15 protein-coding genes are annotated in these 17,254 nt (G+C 71.9%); 8 read left to right on the forward strand and 7 right to left on the reverse strand.

The genetic code is table 11. From position 1 onward, the window contains the following. Positions 1–285: 285 nt before the first annotated feature. From EV372_RS18195 to EV372_RS18205, 3 genes are read left to right on the forward strand one after another with little or no spacing between them, the layout of a single operon-like run. Positions 286–1,896: a histidine kinase gene (locus EV372_RS18195; RefSeq protein ID WP_130396948.1), complete on the forward strand. Its 1,611-nt coding sequence runs from the start codon at positions 286–288 to the stop codon at positions 1,894–1,896. A gap of 40 nt (positions 1,897–1,936) precedes the next feature. Then, positions 1,937–2,599, forward strand: coding sequence for a response regulator transcription factor (locus EV372_RS18200; protein ID WP_130396949.1), 663 nt, complete (start codon positions 1,937–1,939; stop codon positions 2,597–2,599). Between the two features lie 43 nt (positions 2,600–2,642). Continuing rightward, on the forward strand, positions 2,643–3,299 hold the full coding sequence (locus EV372_RS18205; RefSeq protein ID WP_130396950.1) for an HD domain-containing protein: 657 nt from the start codon (positions 2,643–2,645) through the stop codon (positions 3,297–3,299). A 10-nt stretch (positions 3,300–3,309) separates the two neighbouring features. On the opposite strand, the gene EV372_RS18210 is transcribed toward EV372_RS18205, so the two are convergent. Both EV372_RS18210 and EV372_RS18215 read right to left on the reverse strand, forming a co-directional pair. Beyond that, on the reverse strand, positions 3,310–3,591 hold the full coding sequence (locus EV372_RS18210; RefSeq protein ID WP_130396951.1) for a DUF4031 domain-containing protein: 282 nt from the start codon (positions 3,589–3,591) through the stop codon (positions 3,310–3,312). A 133-nt stretch (positions 3,592–3,724) separates the two neighbouring features. Beyond that, positions 3,725–4,198, reverse strand: a complete 474-nt coding sequence (locus EV372_RS18215; protein ID WP_061078383.1) for an Lrp/AsnC family transcriptional regulator — start codon at positions 4,196–4,198, stop codon at positions 3,725–3,727. 208 nt (positions 4,199–4,406) lie between these two features. Here EV372_RS18215 and EV372_RS18220 point away from each other — a divergent pair, with 208 nt between their 5' ends. From EV372_RS18220 to EV372_RS18240, 5 genes are all read left to right on the forward strand, one after another. After that, positions 4,407–5,294 carry a tryptophan 2,3-dioxygenase family protein gene (locus EV372_RS18220; protein ID WP_130396952.1) on the forward strand — a complete coding sequence of 296 codons (888 nt, stop codon included), beginning with the start codon at positions 4,407–4,409 and terminating at the stop codon, positions 5,292–5,294. A gap of 36 nt (positions 5,295–5,330) precedes the next feature. Next, the gene (gene kynU / locus EV372_RS18225) at positions 5,331–6,569 is read left to right on the forward strand and encodes a kynureninase (protein WP_130396953.1); all 1,239 of its coding nucleotides are present in this window, start codon (positions 5,331–5,333) and stop codon (positions 6,567–6,569) included. A 725-nt stretch (positions 6,570–7,294) separates the two neighbouring features. After that, on the forward strand, positions 7,295–8,179 hold the full coding sequence (locus EV372_RS18230) for a hypothetical protein (protein ID WP_130396954.1): 885 nt from the start codon (positions 7,295–7,297) through the stop codon (positions 8,177–8,179). 494 nt (positions 8,180–8,673) lie between these two features. Then, a complete protein-coding gene (locus tag EV372_RS18235; protein WP_130396955.1) occupies positions 8,674–9,111 on the forward strand; it encodes an Lrp/AsnC family transcriptional regulator in 438 nt (145 codons plus the stop codon). Between the two features lie 84 nt (positions 9,112–9,195). Continuing rightward, on the forward strand, positions 9,196–9,987 hold the full coding sequence (locus EV372_RS18240) for a PhzF family phenazine biosynthesis protein (protein WP_130396956.1): 792 nt from the start codon (positions 9,196–9,198) through the stop codon (positions 9,985–9,987). A 542-nt stretch (positions 9,988–10,529) separates the two neighbouring features. On the opposite strand, the gene EV372_RS18245 is transcribed toward EV372_RS18240, so the two are convergent. Genes EV372_RS18245 through EV372_RS18265 form a run of 5 tightly spaced genes read right to left on the reverse strand, consistent with a single transcriptional unit; the run spans position 10,530 to position 17,161 of the window. After that, a complete protein-coding gene (locus EV372_RS18245) occupies positions 10,530–11,753 on the reverse strand; it encodes a beta-ketoacyl-[acyl-carrier-protein] synthase family protein (protein ID WP_130396957.1) in 1,224 nt (407 codons plus the stop codon). Further along, positions 11,753–13,900 (reverse strand): ABC transporter permease, encoded by a 2,148-nt coding sequence (locus EV372_RS18250; RefSeq protein WP_130396958.1) that lies wholly within the window; start codon positions 13,898–13,900, stop codon positions 11,753–11,755. The genes EV372_RS18245 and EV372_RS18250 overlap by 1 nt, the downstream gene beginning before the upstream one ends. Then, the gene (locus EV372_RS18255; protein WP_130396959.1) at positions 13,894–14,583 is read right to left on the reverse strand and encodes an ABC transporter ATP-binding protein; all 690 of its coding nucleotides are present in this window, start codon (positions 14,581–14,583) and stop codon (positions 13,894–13,896) included. The genes EV372_RS18250 and EV372_RS18255 overlap by 7 nt, the downstream gene beginning before the upstream one ends. Next, positions 14,580–15,794, reverse strand: a complete 1,215-nt coding sequence (locus tag EV372_RS18260; RefSeq protein ID WP_130396960.1) for a class I SAM-dependent methyltransferase — start codon at positions 15,792–15,794, stop codon at positions 14,580–14,582. The genes EV372_RS18255 and EV372_RS18260 overlap by 4 nt, the downstream gene beginning before the upstream one ends. After that, positions 15,791–17,161 (reverse strand): aminotransferase class I/II-fold pyridoxal phosphate-dependent enzyme, encoded by a 1,371-nt coding sequence (locus EV372_RS18265; protein ID WP_197044277.1) that lies wholly within the window; start codon positions 17,159–17,161, stop codon positions 15,791–15,793. The genes EV372_RS18260 and EV372_RS18265 overlap by 4 nt, the downstream gene beginning before the upstream one ends. Positions 17,162–17,254: the final 93 nt, after the last annotated feature.

Here is a 17,254-nt window from a genome sequence, read left to right on the forward strand (position 1 = left end):
CCGTAGGGCTCGGGCCGTCGCGGAAGGGCCAAAATTCATCCCATGATATGGCCGTCGTCGGCGGGCGGGGCCCTTCCGGCGCCCGCGCGGGGGGCTTTCGGAGCCCCCGCGGACCTCCCGGTACCCGGGCGGGGACCTCCGTGGCCCCGGCGGACCCCGCGGCGTTCCCACCGGACGCGCCGAGCGGGGGAGGGGCGGGCGCACGCGCCGACCGCCGGAGGGGGTGGCCCCACCCTGACTTTCGAGGGTGCCGCCGGCCCGCCCCCGGTGTGTAGGTTCACCGGTATGGACCTCTCCGTACCGCGCGCGGGCCTCCGGCGTGCGCTGACCCCGCTCGGGGGGTGGCCCACCCGGGGCGCCGTCTGGCGCGACGTGCTGTTCGGGGCCGCGATCGCCGTCCTGTGCCTGGGGGAGATGCTCATCCGCTGGCGCGCCGGTGAGACGTCGGTCGCCGAGGCGTTCGCCACCGCGTCCGCCGCGGTGGCGCTGACCGCGCTGACCGTGGTGCTCTGCCGCCTCTACCCCCTGCTCGCCCTGACCGTGGCGCTGCTCGGCTCGTTCTGGGTGTACGGCTTCGGCATCCTGCTGCTGTGCGTCGCCTACCTGGTGGGCCGCCGCGTCCCCACGGTGTGGTCGGCGCTGGTGCTCTTCACGTCCGTGACCGTCCTGTGGACGGCGGTCGGAGCGCTGTTGTGGCCCGAGACGCCCGCGGCGTGGCCCGCCACCGTGAGCACCGTCGTGTTCACCATCGTGCTCCCCTGGCTGGTGGGCGTCTACCGGCGTCAGCACGTGGCCCTGGCCGAGGCCGGGTGGGAGCACGCCCGCCAGCTCCAGCGCGAGCACCGCCTCACCGTCGACGAGGCCAGGCTCCGCGAGCGCTCCCGCATCGCCCAGGACATGCACGACTCCCTCGGCCACGAGCTCAGCCTCATCGCCCTGCGCGCCGGGGCCCTGGAGGTCAGCCCCGACCTGGACCAGGAGCACCGCCGCTCCGCGTCCGAGCTGCGGATCACCGCGGTCGACGCCACCCGCAGCCTGCGGGAGATCATCGGCGTGCTGCGCGCCGACACCGAACCCGCGCCCATGTCCCCCGCGGGCGAGGGCGTTCCCGCGCTGGTCGAGCGCGTCCGCGACTCCGGCATGCGGGTCGTGCTGGTGCGCGACGGGGACACCGGCGGCCTGCCGCCGATGGTGGACCGCGCGGTCCACCGGGTCGTCCAGGAGTCGCTCACCAACGCCGCCAAGTACGCCCCCGGCGCCGACGTGACCGTGTGGCTGACCGCGAGCGGGGAGCGGGTGGAGGCCAGGGTCACCAACTCCGCGCCCCCGGAGCCGTGCCCCGACACCGGTCCGGGCGGCAGGCGCGGACTCATCGGCCTGCGCGAGCGCGTCCGCCTGACCGGGGGCTCCTTCGCCGCCGGACCGAGCGGCGACGGCGGCTGGGAGGTCTGCGCGACCATGCCGCTGGACGGCACCGCCGGGGCGGGGCCCGACGAGGACGGGGAGGCGGCCCAGATCGACCAGCTCCAGCTCGCCGCCCACCGCCGGGTGCGCGGTTGGACGATGGTCCTGGCCCTGGTCCCGGTCACCGCCGCCGTGGCGCTCGTGCTCGGGCTGGGCTGGATCAGCGTCACGAACATGGAGAGCAGCACCCTGACCCCCGAGGAGTTCGCCGGCCTGACCGTCGGCGACCCCCAGACCGAGGTCGAGGAGGCACTGCCGCCGAACCCGGTGTACATGGACGCGAGCGTCCTGGCGCAGGACGCCGTCCCCCCGGGCGCCACATGCAGCTACTACCGCAGCAACGGCGTGTTCTTCAGCGAGGAGACGGTCTTCTACCAGCTGTGCTTCTCCGAGGGGCGCCTGCTGACCAAGGGCGAGGCGCCGCTACGGTGACCACGCGAACCCGCGGCGGACACAGGGAAGAGGGACACACGTGATCAGGGTGCTGCTCGCCGACGACGAGGCGATGATCCGCGCCGGGGTGCGGGCGATCCTGCGCAGCGACCCGGAGATCGACGTGGTGGCCGAGGCCGCGGACGGCCGCGAGGCCGTGGACCTGGTGCTCTCCCACCGCCCCGACGTGGCGCTGCTGGACATCCGGATGCCCCGGATGGACGGCCTCGCCGCCACGGCGGAGATCCGCAGGGTCGCGCCCGGGACCGCCGTGGTCATCCTCACCACCTTCGGGGAGGACAGCTACATCTCCCAGGCGCTCGGCGGCGGCGCCAGCGGCTTCCTGCTCAAGGCGGGCGACCCGCGCGAGCTGATCGCCGGGGTGCACGCGGTCGCCGACGGCGGCGCCTACCTGTCCCCCCAGGTGGCGCGCCAGGTCATCGCCCGGTTCGGCGGGCCCCGGGCAGCCCGGGAGGCGGCGGCCGTCGCCAGGGTCGGGGAGCTCACCCAGCGCGAGCGCGAGGTGCTGGCCCTGGTGGGGGCGGGCCTGTCCAACGCCGACATCGCCGACCGGCTGTTCCTCGTGGAGGGCACCGTCAAGAGCTACGTCAGCGCCATCCTCAACCGGCTGGAGATGCGCAACAGGGTGCAGGCGGCCATCCTCGCCCACGAGGCCGGACTCGTGGACACCTCCGCCACCTGACCCGGTGCCGGGCGGACCCGCCGCGATGGGGGAGACTGGGGGCATGGACGACGCGTGGCTGGAAACCGCCTGGCGCGGACTCGCCGGGGACGGCCCCGAGGCGGTGGCGGTCGGCGCCGAACTCCTGGGCCGCTGGAACGAGCCGCACCGCCGCTACCACACGCCCGCCCACCTGGAGGCCGTGCTGCGCGCGGTCGACCTGCTGCTCCGCGAGGAGAGGGTGCGCGACGCCGACCTCGTGCGCTACGCGGTCTGGTTCCACGACGCCGTCTACGAGGGGGCCCCGGGCCGCGACGAGCGCGAGAGCGCGGGGCTCGCCGAGCGGCTGCTGCCCCTGACGGGGATGGGGACCGCACGGGTCCGCGAGGTCGTGCGCCTGGTCGGGGTGACCGCGACGCACCGGCCGGGCAGGTGGGACGCCGACGGCGCGGTGCTCTGCGACGCCGACCTGTCGGTGCTGGCCGCACCGGCCGACGAGTACCTGGCCTACACCACGGCGGTGCGCGCCGAGTACCGGCACGTTCCCGACGAGGACTTCCGCGCGGGCCGGACCGCGGTGCTGCGGTCGCTGCTGGAGGCGCCGCACCTGTTCCACACCCCGGCCGGGCGGGCGCGCTGGGAGGCGCGGGCCCGGGTGAACGTGCTCGCCGAACTCGACCGGCTGAACGCCCCGCCCCCGGTGGAGCCGCCCCCGCCCTGAACCCGCTCTGTCAGGCCGTGCCGGTCAGCCGGGCGGCCTTGGGCCGCCGCAGCCCGGACGCGCGCAGGCGCGTGACCAGCTCGCGCCCGCTGACGTGCTCGGCGCCCAGTTCGAGGGCCCGGGCGTGCAGGTGCTCGGGGACGTCGTAGTGGTCGCGCTCGAACGCCCGCGGGCCCACCCCGAGCGTACGGGCGAAGGCGTGCAGCTCCTCGTAGGAGCTGTCGCTGACCAGGTGCGCGAACAGCCAGCCGCGCGGCCCCGGCCAGACCGGGGTGTCGATGAGAACGCTCATCTGGAAACTGTAGGGCCTGTCCGGGCGGGAGCGGTGCGGCCCGTCGCCGCCCGCCCGCGGCCGCCTCGCCACCGGCACGCGGCCCGGCGTCCCCCGGGAACCCGTGTGGGACGAGCCCTCGGGCGGTGTCCGGTCAGGGCCGCCCGGTCACCGGGGCGCTCACCGGGCGCCAGGGCACGGGGCTGGACATCACCATGGTGCTGGAGGGGCGGCCGTGCTCGGCGAGCCTGTCGATGACCTCCTCGAAGTGCTCCATGGAGCGGACCGCGATGAGCAGGACGCAGCAGTCGTCGCCGGTCACCCGGTGCACCTGGAGGATCTCCGGCATCTCCAGCGACGCCTCGTCGCGCAGCAGGCAGTGCGCGCCGAAGCACTCCATGCGCACCAGGGCGGTCACGGGCAGTCCGGCCGCGGCCGGGTCCACGTGCGCGTGGTAGCCGGTGATCACCCCGCGGTCGGTCAGGCGCCGTACCCGGTCGGCGACGGCGGGCGCGGACAGGTTCACCCGCCGGGACAGTTCGTTGAAGGACAGGCGCCCGTCCTGTTGGAGTTCGGCGAGGATGCGCTGGTCAACGCTGTCCAGCGGGGTTGCCAACCGTGAGGCCATGCTTTGCGTTCCCAAAGTCGAGAGTCACAACGACTTACGAATGCTAGGCCAATGTCCCCTTCGCGTGCCTGTTGGCCCTTCCTGTCCGGGGTGCGGGTGCCCGATGATGTCACCTCACGCGCCCGGCGGCCGTGCGCGGGGGCGGACCCCTCCGCCCGCGGCGCCGCGGACGCGCCGCCGTACACGCGATCGCGACAAGGGGTTTCGCATGCTCACCATGACCGCCCAGCAGTGTCCGTACGCCGGTGGCCCCGGCGGGGCCGAGGCGGCCCGGAGCGCCGGGGACGACAGCCCGACCCTGTCCTTCGACCGCGCGACCCCCTACGTCGACTACGCCGGTATCGACACCCTGCTGTCCCTGCAGAAGCCGCGCACCGCCGAGCCCGCCGAGCCCTCGTTCATCATCGCCACCCAGGTCATGGAACTGCTGTTCGCCCTGGTGCGGGAGCGCTGGGAGGCCGCACGCGACGCGCTGGAGGCCGACGACGTACCCGAAGCCCTGGCCTGGCTGCGCCGCGCCCGCAACGCCCAGGACGTGCTCAACGACTCCTGGGGCCTGCTCGCCGACATGACGCCCACCGAGTTCAACCGCTTCCGCGACTCCTTCGGCGAGGCCTCGGGCTTCCAGTCCTACGGCTACCGCAAGCTGGAGTTCCTGCTCGGCAACAAGTCCGCCGCCATGATCCGCCCGCACAAGGCCATGGACGGCGTCGTCGACGACCTCACCGCCCTGCTGGAGCGGCCCGGGCTCTACGACGCGGCGCTGCGGCTGCTGCACCGCCGCGGCCTGCCCGTCCCCGGGGACCGCGTCGAGCGCGACTGGACCCTGTCCTACGAGGCCAGCCCCGGCGTGGAGGAGGCCTGGAAGGCCGTCTACGCCCACGACGTGCCCGGCAACGAGCTGTTCCTGCTGGCCGAGGCGCTGCTCGACGTCGCCGAGCGGGTCACCCGGTGGCGCCAGCGCCACCTGGTCGCCGTCAAGCGCACCCTGGGCGGCAGACCCGGCAGCGGCGGCTCCAACGGCCTGAAGTGGCTGGCGCGCAATGCCGAGCAGGACGTCTTCCCCGAGCTGTGGTCCCTCCGCAGTACCGTCTGACCGTTCCCACCCGCCGCCACGAGGAAGCAGGACCCGATGACCCCCGCCACCCGCGCGGACTGCGCCGCGCTCGACGCGGCCGACCCCCTCGCCCCCTTCCGGGAGGAGTTCGTCCTCCCCGAGGGCGTGGTCTACCTGGACGGCAACTCGCTGGGCGCGCTGCCGCGCTCCACCCCCGGCCGGGTCGCCGACATGATCGAACGCGAGTGGGGGCGCGACCTCATCCGCAGCTGGAACGACGCCGGATGGTGGGACAAGCCGCGCGTCCTGGGCGCCAAGATCGCGCCGCTGGTCGGCGCGGCGGCCGACGAGGTGGTCGTCGGCGACGGGACCTCGGCCAACCTGTTCAAGACCCTGGTCGCGGCGCTGCGCATGTCCGACCGCTCGGTGGTGCTGGGCGAGGCGGGCAACTTCCCCACCGACCTGTACGTCGCCGAGGGGGCGGCCTCGCTGACGGGCGCGACGCAGCGGCGCGTGGACCCCGACGGCCCCGACCTGGCCCGGGACCTGGAGCGGGGCGACGTCGCGGTCCTGCTGCTCAGCCACGTGGACTACCGCAGCGGAACCCTGCGCGACATGCCCGGCATCACCCGCCTGGCCCACGAGCACGGCGCCCTGGTGGTCTGGGACCTGTGCCACAGCGCGGGCGCCGTCCCCGTCGACCTGTCCGGCAGCGGCGCCGACTTCGCGGTGGGGTGCACCTACAAGTACCTCAACGCGGGCCCGGGCGCCCCGGCGTTCCTGTACGCCGCCCGCCGCCACCACGCCGTGGCCGACCAGCCCCTGAGCGGCTGGCACGGGCACGCGCGCCCCTTCGACTTCACCGCGGACTACGAGCCCGCCGAGGGGGTGTCGCGCTTCCTGAGCGGTTCGCAGCCGCTGGTGGCCGACGCCGCCCTGGAGGCGAGCCTGGACGTGTGGGCACGGGCGGACATGGGCCTGGTGCGCGCCAAGAGCCTGGCCATGACCGACCTGTTCCTGGAGCGCGCGGCCCGGGCGGGGATCTCCTCGATCACCCCGGCCGAACACGCGCGGCGCGGCAGCCAGGTGGCCCTGGTGCAGCCGGAGGAGGGCGCCGGGTACCCGATCGTGCAGGCGCTGATCGCGCGCGGTGTGATCGGGGACTTCCGCGCCCCCGACGTCATGCGGTTCGGGTTCACCCCGCTCTACCTGCGCTACGTGGACGTGTGGGACGCCGCGCAGGCCCTGCTGGAGGTCGTGGAGACGGGGGAGTGGCGCCAGGAGCGCTTCTCCCGCCGGGGCCAGGTGACCTGAGGCCCGGCGGCCCGGCCCCGGGCCGGGCCGCCGCCCCGTCGCGGCGGCCGGGCGACCCTGCGGGACTCCTTCGCCCGTGCCCGGAGCCGGCCGGGGCGGCGCTGACCGTTCCCGAATGTGGGGTTTGCGTGGCCTTGACCACGTTCGTCGGTGACCGGCCTCCTCCGCGTCCGCCGCCGCGCCCCGTGCTCCGCGGCTCCTCCTGCCGCCCCGCGGCCGCCCGCGATCGGGTGGAGCCGAAACTATGACGAGGGCCACGGAAAAGCCCGTCCGCTGCCCCGGGACGGACCGTAAATCCCCTGCCACCGGGGCTTTTCGCGTTTTCGGCCCCTCGCTCGCCCCGTTTCGTAACGTATTGCGAGAGACACGCAAAGTCATTTTACCTCTGCGGATTGCGCGCTTTGCCTAAACGTGGGTTAGTGTCCTCGTGATCGGTTCGTTATTGCTGTTTGACGAACCGATGCCGAGCCCTTGACCGGCCGAGAGCCGCAAGGGAGTCGAGACCTCTTTCCCCGGGAACAGGGCCGCGCGAATCCACGCGCCTGCGCCAGCGGAGAAGCCGAATCCCATCGGTACATCCCGTTCCCGCCCGCCACTCGCCGCCAGCGACGCGGGAGAACCCTGCCTTGACCACGCCCTCGCGGGGGCGCACCGAGCGTGCCCGCATGCCGGACGAGTCATGCCCGCGGTCTTCTCGGCCCTGTCGTCAACCTGGCTTCCTACTTATGAGCAACGACACTCCCATTCAGCACGGCGAAGTTACCGCGACCTACTTCTGGGACGACGGTTCCGGCATCAACGGGGACACAGGAGCCCCCGCGAGCGGGGAACCCATGCAGAAGGGGCTTTTCTCCAGCCCCAGTTGGCCGCTCGGCACCGAGGGCTATGTCGTCCACGAGGGCAAGAAAGCCGAGTTCTTCATCGGCGACCGGGGCCCGGGCGCCCCCTCCGAGGGCTGTGACGTCCTCCTCGACATGGACGGCAAGACCTTCGCCGAGATCACGGGCGAGACCTGGAACGACAGCAACTACACCGTCAGCGGCGGCAACGGCCACCTCGAGGTGGAGTACTACATCACCAAGTGGGGCGACGGCGCGGGCACCGAGGGCGCACCGCACCCCTTCCAGCAGCCCGGCAACAAGTGCGAGGACGCGGTCTCCCCGATCCCCGAGGACGCTCTTCCCGAGGAGGAGGCCGAGGAGCCCGCCGAGGAGAGCGCGCAGAAGACCGAGGAGAGCGAGGAGCCCGCCCCGAAGAAGGCCGAGGGCGAGCCCGAGCAGAGCGCTAAGGAGGAGCAGCCCGAGGAGGGCGCCGCCGAGGACGGGGGCGAGGACGGCGACGGCGGCGTGACCGCCGAGACCGCGGTCAACGACCTCTCCGGCTTCCAGCTCATGGGCTCCGACGGTGTCATCAGCGGCACCGGGCTGCTGGCCCTGGCCCTCATCCCGGCCGTCCTGCTCGCCGTGTTCTTCGCCTGGACCCGCCGCCCGGCCGGCGCCCACGCCGGAGCCGAGGACGACGGCGGAAGCCTGACGGACGCGAGCAGCGGCCGCCACAGCCTGGGCACGCGGCTGAACTCCGTGATCGACAGGCTGCGCGGCGGGCGCTGACCCGCACCGGGACGGCCCGTCGGCCGGGACACGGGTTCCGGCGCACCGCGGGGGCCGCGGCCGACCGGCCGCGGCCCCCGTTCGCGTCCGCGGCGCCGCGCGGGCCCGCCCGGCGCGCGAGGGCCGCGAGCGTTCTGGCCCGGGGCTGTGGACGGGCCGCCGGTCGCCGTTGACCGTGGCGGCCCGTCCGCTCCTCGGGCGCGCCGACGCGGGGTCCGCGCGCCCCGTCCCGTACCGGAGGTCCGCCGTTCAGGCCTCCCTCGGCCCGTGGGCCGGGGGAGGGCTGCTCCGGTCCACGAGGCGCGCCGGCTCCGTCGAGGGGAGCGGAGGAGCCGGGGCGGATCGCTCATCGGTGTGCCTCATGTCTTGAATATGAGGTGAATCACCCCATATTGTCGAGAAGCCCATCCGGATACTGGACGAAATGCCCAGTAGTGCGGTGCGGCGGCCCGGATGTTCTCCGTCGATGATCGTGTGAGCGGTATGAGGTAAGTATGGCCGTGCAGCTGGACGACACCGACCGTCGCATCATCTCCCTGCTCCGCGACGACGGGCGCATGTCCATCCGCGCGGTCGCCGAGCAGGCGCACATCTCCCGCGCCAACGCCTACTCGCGCCTCGAACGCCTGCGCTCGGAGGGCGTCATCCGCGGCTTCACCGCCGTCATCGACCCCGAGAAGTACGGCACCGCCCTGTCGGCCTACGTGTCCGTGCGCATCGAACAGCACTCCTGGGAACGCTTCCGCGGCTACCTGCGCGACATCCCCGAGGTCGACCACGCCGCACTCGTCTCCGGGGACGTGGACCTGCTCCTGCTGGTCCGCGTCACCGACGCCGCGGCCCTGCGCACCTTCGTGCTCGAACGCCTCCAGCGCATCCCCGAGGTCAAGAGCACGCAGACCATGTTCATCCTCGACGAGCCCCCGCTCTAGACGGGGTCGGGGGGGAGAAAAGGGGCCACCGTTCCGGGAAGTGGTCCTTGGGGCGGCGCGGGGGAGGCTCCTAGTCTGGGCCCCATGCCTGAGTACCGCGTGGTCGACGCCTTCACCGACCGGCCCCTGGCCGGGAACCCCGCCGCCGTCCTGGTCCTGGACGAGGCCTACTCCGACGACTGGGCCCAGGGCGTGGCCGCCGAGTTCAACCTGTCCGAGACCGCCTTCGCCCGGCCCGTGCACGAGTCCGGCGCCGACTACGAGCTGCGCTGGTTCACCCCCACCGTCGAGGTCGACCTGTGCGGGCACGCCACCCTGGCCACCGCGCACACCCTGTCCGAACTCGGTGTCCCCGGCCCCTACCGCTTCACCACCCGCAGCGGCGTCCTCACCGTCACCGAGCGGGACGGGCGGATGTGGATGGACTTCCCCGCCGCGTGGCCCAAGCGCGTCGAGGAGCCCGGGGGACTGGCCCAGGCCCTGGGCTCGCGCCCCCTGTGGACCGGCCTGGGCCTCGGCGGCCAGGACCTGATGGTCGAGCTCGCCGACGAGGACGCCGTGCGCGGGCTGTCGCCCGACATCGCCGCGCTGGGGCGGATGCCGTACCACCTGGTCATCGTCACCGCCCGGGCCGACGAGGGCCCCGACTTCGTCTCCCGCGTCTTCGGCCCCAACGTCGGTGTGCCCGAGGACCCGGTCACCGGCAGGGCGCACACCGTGCTCACCCCGTTCTGGGCCGACCGCCTGGGCCGCAGTGAGCTGAGCGCCCACCAGGCCTCCGCGCGCGGGGGCGACCTGCTGGTGGAGGAGCGCAACGGGCGCGTGCTGATCGGCGGCGAGGCGGTCACCGTGGCCACCGGCACGCTGCTCCTCTAGGCTCCGGACGGGCCCCGCGCACCGCCCCGGGCGCGGGGCCCGGCCGTGCGGGCCTCGGGCGGGCGGCGGGGCCTGGCGGTGGCCCGATGCGAGCGCGGGGACGGAGGAATCCGGGTTTCCCCCTCACGGAGCCCCGAGTTCCGGTAGAACTGGTCCGAGGCACCTCCCCACCCCTCCCGGGGAGGTGCCCGCCGCGGCCCCTCCGGCACACCCCCTTGGTATCGGGGGGCCGCGGCGCACCCCCCGGAAGACCGGCCCCGCCGCCCCAGCGGGGCCGGTCCTCTCCGGCGGACGGCCGCCGTCACCGACGGAGCCGTCCCACCGGCGCTCCCCGCGTCCACTCCCGGACCGGGCACCCGCGCCGGGGCGCCGCGCGCCCGGGCGGGCGGGACCGCGGAGTTCAGGGCGCGCTGAACCCCCAGGTCCTCGCCCGGGCGTGCGGCGACCGGAGCACCCGGCGCACTCGTCCACGGGCCCCACGGCGGATCCGCGGAACACCCCTCCCCGGGGACCGGTCCCGCCGCCCCGACGGGACCGCTCCCTCACCCCGCCCGGGACAGCAGGAGCGAGGAGTTCTGCCCGCCGAAGGCGAAGGAGTTCGACAGGGCCAGCCCGTCGGGCATCGGCTGCGGGTCCCCCAGGAGCAGGTTGAGGTCGATGTCGGGATCCACGTCGTCCTTGCCCACGTTCAGGGTGGGGACGGCCACGCCCCTGTCGAGGCTGAGCAGGCACACGATCGCCTCCAGCGCGCCCGCCGCTCCGAGCGGATGGCCGTAGTACGACTTGGTCGACGACACCAGCGGCCGGTGCGGGAACAGGGACGCGATCGCCGACGCCTCCGTCCGGTCGTTGAGCTGCGTCGACGTGCCGTGCGCGTTGACGTATCCGACCTCGGACACCCCGTGGCCGGACCTCGGCGAGAACAGCCCCGCCATCGCACGGGTGACCCCGTCCAGGTCGGGGGCGAGCAGCGAACCCGCGTCCGAGGTGCCGTGGTAGCCCACCACCTCGCCGAGGACGGGGGCGCCCCGCCGCCGCGCGTGCTCCCACGACTCCAGGACGAGGACCCCCGCGCCCTCCGCCATCACGAACCCCGAGCGGTTCCCGGAGAAGGGCACCGACGCGCTGTCGGGATCGGACGAGGACGTCATGGCGCCCAGCTTCCTGAACGGTTCGAGGACCTGGTCGATGACACAGGCCTCGGCGCCTCCGGCGACGGCCACCTCCAGGTCGCCCGCGCGCACCCTCCGGAACGCCTCGCCGATCGCCACGCTGCCCGAGGCGCACGCGGAGGCGTAGCTGAGGGCCTCGCCCCGCAGCCCGAACTCGATGGAGATGTTCGCCGCGATCATGTTCATGAGCCCCTTGGGCACGATCAGGGGGGAGATCTCCCGCACCCCGTGGACGGCCCCGTCACCGAACTCGGAGGCGAGGGTCTGCACGCCGCCGATCGAGCTGCCCATGAACAGGCCCGCCCCCTGGAGCACCTCGGGCAGATCGAGCAGGCCCGCACCGGTCAGGGCCTCCTTCGAAGCGCGCAGCGCCAGGCGGGTGACCCGGTCGGTGTGGCGGCGGACGCGGGTGGGGAACCCCTCCTCCCAACCGTCGGGCACCCGGGCGACGAGGGTCACACCCTCGATGTCCGGTTCGGTGAAGTTCGTCCTGCCGTGGAGCAGCGATCCCCAGAACTCCTCGGTGTCAGCGCCGATCGGGCTCACCACGCCGGTACCGGTCACCACGACGCGTCGTTTCGTTTCGGACACCATCAACTCCTTCTCAGGCGGGATCGCGACCTGACGAGGACGACCGCGAACAGCACGAGCACGGTCGAGCAGGTCAGGGCGAACGGCAGATAGGACGTGCTCGCGGGGACGAAGGTGACGAAGGTGGACATGATCCGGTCGAAGAACGCCCGGACCACGGCCGAGGCGGCGAACGCGGTCAGAGCGACGAGCGACACGACCAGGGGGACCGTGTAGCCGAACACCGCCCGGTTGAGGACGCCGGGCGAGTAGCCGTTCATCCGCATGATCCGGACGAACTCGCCCTGGGTGGCGAAGGTGAAGCGGTAGATGGACAGGAGCATGATGGCCAGAAGGGCCACCGCGATACCGATGAGCAGCGACACCTGGATGTTGATGATCTCGACGATGCTCTCCCCGGAGGAGGCGATGCTCTCCCGCGAGACCGAGGGGACCGCGTCGTGCAGGTCGGGATGGCGCGACCCGGTGAACGCGACCGGGACGGACGGGGCCCGCGTTCCGGAGTCCTCGATCCGCTGGTCCTCGGGGACGTACACCAGCGCGGAGGTCGCGTTGTCGGTGACGGCGCCGACCTCCAGCGTGTACTCGGCCTCGCCCTCGATGTCGGTGAACCGGAGCTCGCTGCCCTCGCCCACCCCGTACTTGTCGGCGAACGCCTCGGTGACGGTGGGTTCGTCCACCTCACCGAAGAAGCGCGAGTCCGACGGTACGGAGAACACCATCTGCGCGACGTGCTCGTCGTCGTACAGGGTGGTGAGCCGGGCGAGTTCGTCCTCGTCCCGTTCCAGGCCCGCTTCGGCCACGGCGTCCGACAGCACGTACATGTACTCGTAGTCGGTGTCCGTTTCGAGCATCGCCACGTACTCGTCCACCGAGATCTTCAGCATGAACGAGAAGTTCACGAAGAGGCTGACGATCAGCACGAGCGCGACCAGGGACAGCGGCTCCCGGGGGTTGCGCAGGGCCTTGACCAGCCGCAGCCGCAGCCCGAAGTCGGGGATGAACCACAGCCCCGAGGTGGACACCCGGGGCTCCCGGCGTGCCCTGCGGCGCTGGCGGGGCCTTCGGTGGACCGTCCGGTAGCAGGCGTAGTCCACGAGGAGCAGCACGGCGAGGGTGACCAGGGAGACGGCGACCAGCACCGGGACGTCGACCGAGAGCGGCGGATAGTTGTAGAGCCTGCCGTTGATCGACATGATCGGTGTCGCAGCCACCGCCGTCAGGGCCGTGCACACGACCCAGGCCGCGACGAGCGTGAGCACCGTCTCGACCCGGTAGTGCCCGCGCAGGTGAGAGGCGAGCCCGAGCCGCTCGAAGGTGGCGATGTCGCGCTGTTCCCTCCTGCGCGTCTCGAAGTGGTACACGGACACCAGGGCGACGATGATGGCCGTGAAGATGACGAAGATGAGCGCGGCCAGGTCGCGCGGGGCGGCGGAGTCCCCGATGACCTGCTGGATCCGGGAGTTGTTGTCCGAGTCGCGTATGAGCGAGGGAGCGTACTCGTCGATGACGGAGGCGACGTCGGTGCGCTCGTCGAAGGAGAACTGCCGGGTCGCCTCGTCGAGGAACTCCGCGTCGAAGGTGCCGCCGGTGACGAACGCCATGCCGAAATCGTCCGCGTTCGGCTGGAGGACCAGTTCGCTGCTCTTGGTGGTCATGTAGTCGGGTGCGGTCGCGAAGCCGACCACTTCGAGGTCGAGGGACCCGACGGTGAAGCGGTCGCCGATCTCCAGCCCGTGGGCGTTGGCGTACTGCTCGTCGAGCAGCACGTCGTCGTCGGCCTCCAGGTCCCGCCCGGCGACCACCGCGTGCAGGTTGATCGACTCCCGGGGAGGGAACAGCCGCAGGGTGGAGTCGTCCGGTCCCGGCACGTCGGCGCTGAGCACCGACTCCACTCCGTCGGCCACCTCACCCCGTACCCGCTCCCCCTCCTCGCCGTCGGCGACGAGGAAGTACCCCTCCTCCTGGTTGTTCTCCTGGGCGAAGCGTTCGAGGTCGCCGAGCACGCTCGTGGACGCCACGAAGAAGGAGTTGCTCAGGGTGAACCCGATGACCGTGATGAGGAAGAGCGTCACGAGTTCGGGCCAGTTGCGTTTCGCTCGTCGCCGTACACGCTTGCGCAGCGTGTCGCGGAGGGCGGGGCTCACCATGCGACCGACGAGGCGTCCACGGGGGCCAGGCCCCGGTCGTCGGAGACGACACGGCCGTCGTGCAGGCGCACGACCTGGTGGGAGATCCCCGTGACCAGCTCGTTGTGCGTGATCATCACGATGGTGACACCGAACCGCAGGGTCAGGTCCTGGAGCACCGAGAAGACCTCGCGGGTCGACACCGTGTCGAGTGCGCCCGTGGGCTCGTCGCAGAACAGGATGGCGCACTCCTTGTTGAGCGCCCTCAGGATCGCGCACTTCTGCCGCTGGCCGCCGGAGCACTCACCGGGGAAGCTGTCCACCACGCCGCGCAGGTTCCAGCTGTCGATGAGCTCGTCCACCTTCGGGATGAGCGGCCGGTCGAGCACGATGTTCTCGTGGAGCGTCAGGTCCCCGACCAGGTTGTACTCCTGGAAGACGAACGCGATCTCGTCGCGGCGGAAGCGGTCGACCTCCCGGCGTGACAGGGAGTGGACGTCGCGGTCGGCGACGGTGACGGTGCCGGAGTCGACCCCCTCCAGACCGGACAGGCAGTTGAGGAGTGTGGACTTCCCGGACCCGGACGGGCCGAGGATGGTGCAGAGCGTCGCCTCCTCGATCTTCAGGGACACCCCCTTGAGCACGGTGGTGCCGTGCTCCCCGCCGACGGGGAACGACTTGACCAGGTCCTGCGCCGCGATCACGAGGCGTCCTCCGCCCGCCGCACGAGCAGGAAGTACGAGTAGTACATGCTGTCGGCCGGAATGATCTCCTCCACGGCCAGGCCGGCCTCCGAGAGCTGGTCCTGGAGTGTGCTCCAGTAGGCCACCGACCGGAAGTCCGACAGCACGCGGTTGAGAAGGGCCTCGGCCTTGACCAGGGCGTTGCCCACACCGGACAGGTAGAGCTGGGTGCCCGGCACCGGGGAGGTCGAGCGCACGAGGACCTCCTGGACGTCCTCGAAGTCGGGGAAGTACTGGCCGATGACGTAGGTGCCCGTCGGCGACAGGACCTCACGGACCCCGCGGAAGAACGGGACGCGCTCCTCCTCGGGCATGTAGAAGATCATGAAGCTGCTCAGGACCATGTCGAAGCGGTCGGTGGTGTCGTAGTCGGTGAACCGGACCGATTCCACACGTGTGTTCGGATGTCCGGACAGCCGCCGGCGTGTGGCGTCGGCGACCTTCACCTGGGGTTCCAGGCCGACCATCCGGGCGGTGGGCAGGGTGGAGAGCACCGAGCTCATGTGCAGGCCGTCACCGCAGCCGATGTCCAGGACGGACGCGGGGGAGAGGCGGCGGCAGAGCCGTTCGAACGAGCGCTTCGTGTAGAGCTCGTAGGCCAGGGCCCCGAGGTCGGAGTAGAACTTCTCGGAGAAGGAGGGCGCGACCTGGGCGTCGAACCTCATGCCCTCCAGTTCGAGGATGTACCGGCTGAGGACGATCAGGTAGCGCACGTCCGGCCGGTGGAGCGGCCCGGACTCCCCGTCCGCCTCGGCCTTGCGGATGAGCCCTCGGACGAACACGTAGTCCTTCTCGGCCTCGGCGCGCGGGCGCGTGGCCGAGTCGCCGCCGAAGCCGGCGAACCCGGTGGTGTAGGCGGGTTCGGGGACGACGGCGCCGTCCACCCGTGCCGCGACGCCCAGTTCCAGGGCGAGCCGGAGGAAGTCGTCCAGGATCCGGGGGTCGGTGTCCGGGCGCGCGGACAGGTCGCCGTCGGGGAACTCCCGGTCCATGAGGGTGAGCACGATGTGCCGGAGGAACCCCGGGAGCTTGGACAGCAGGAGGAGCTGGAGCAGGGGGCCGCCGCGCAGGCCCAGCCCGTTCGCCGCCGCCAGCGCCGCGCGGACGACGGGCGTCTGCCGGGAGCGGAGCGCCAGGTTGTGCCGCCTGAGGGCGATCTCGCTGTGCCTCATCGGGCGGCCTCCAGCTCGTTCAGGGCCTTGAAGGTCACCTCGAGGTCCTCCTCGGTGTGCAGGCGGGACAGGAAGAAGCGGAGCCTGGCCTCGTCCTCCCGGACCGCCGGGTGCAGGATGGGCGCCACGTTGATGCCGCTGACGTGCAGCTGTTCGGAGAACCTCAGGGCGAGGGCGGAGTCGCCGGTGATGAGCGGGACCACGGGCGTGCCCCCGCTCTTGCCCGTGTCCAGGCCCATGTCCCTCAGGGTGCCGAGGAAGCGCTGGGAGATCCCGTGCAGCTCGTCGATCCAGTGGGGGTTCTCCTGGCACAGGCGGATCGACTCCAGGGCCGCCGCGGTGTTGGCGGGGGTCATACCCACGCTGAAGACGAAGCCGGGGAGGTTGTAGCGCAGGTACTCGACGAACCCGCGGCTTCCGGCGATGTAGCCTCCGCAGCTGTTGAAGGCCTTGCTGAGGGTGCCCATGTGGATGTCGACGCGGCGCGGGTCGACACCGAAGTGGCTGGCCACACCGCGGCCCGCGCGTCCCACGGTGCCGATCGAGTGGGCCTCGTCGATCATGAGGAAGGCGTCGTGGTGCTCCTTGATCCGCAGCAGCTCCGGCAGGGGGCACAGGTCGCCGTCCATGCTGTAGACGCCCTCGACGACGATGACGACGTTGCGGAACCTGGGGCGCAGCCGTGCCAGCTCCTGCTCCAGGTTCTCCATGTCGTTGTGCTTGAAGGGCTTGCGCTTGGCGTCGGAGAGCAGCGCGCCCTGGATGAGGCTGTTGTGGGCCAGGGAGTCGTGGAGGATCAGGTCGTCCTCACCGAACAGGTTCCCGAGGACGTTGACGTTGGTGCTGTGCCCGCCGACCTGCACGAGCGCGTCGTCCACGCCGATGAAGTCGGCGATCGTGCGCTCCAGCTCCCCGTGGAGACCGATCTCGCCGCCGATGAGCCTGCTCGCCGAGACCGAGGTCCCGTGCTCCGCGACGGCTTCGTCGACGGCCTTGCGGATACGGGGGTGGCCGTTGGTGCCGAGGTAGTTGTAGCTGGAGTAGTTCACGAACGTGCGGGCGCCGACACTGATCCTGTTCGCGGCGATCCCGCGGTAGGCGGCGAAGTAGGGCAGGTCCTCCTGTCCGCGGAGGAAGTCCCCGAACTGGACGATCTTCTCCATCCGCGCGATGCCCTCGGGAGCCGCGGGGGCATCCGCCGGGGTGTCCTCGACCAGCGCGTGCAGACGGAGTTCGAGGTCGGCGTAGGTGATGTCGTCCTGGAAGTCCTCCCACGGGTCGATCGCGCGGATCTGGGGGTAGTTCTTGGCGAGGCTGGAGACGAGGTCCATGATCATGATCGAGTCGAACCCGAGGTCGTCGATCATGAGTTTTCCGGGGTCGATTTCGTGGGTTTCGTACGAGGCTATTTCGGCGACGGTTTTGAGTAGATCGGTACTCATGTTACTCATGTGGCTCAT

The sequence above is a fragment of the Nocardiopsis sp. CNZ308 genome, from assembly GCF_004217075.1.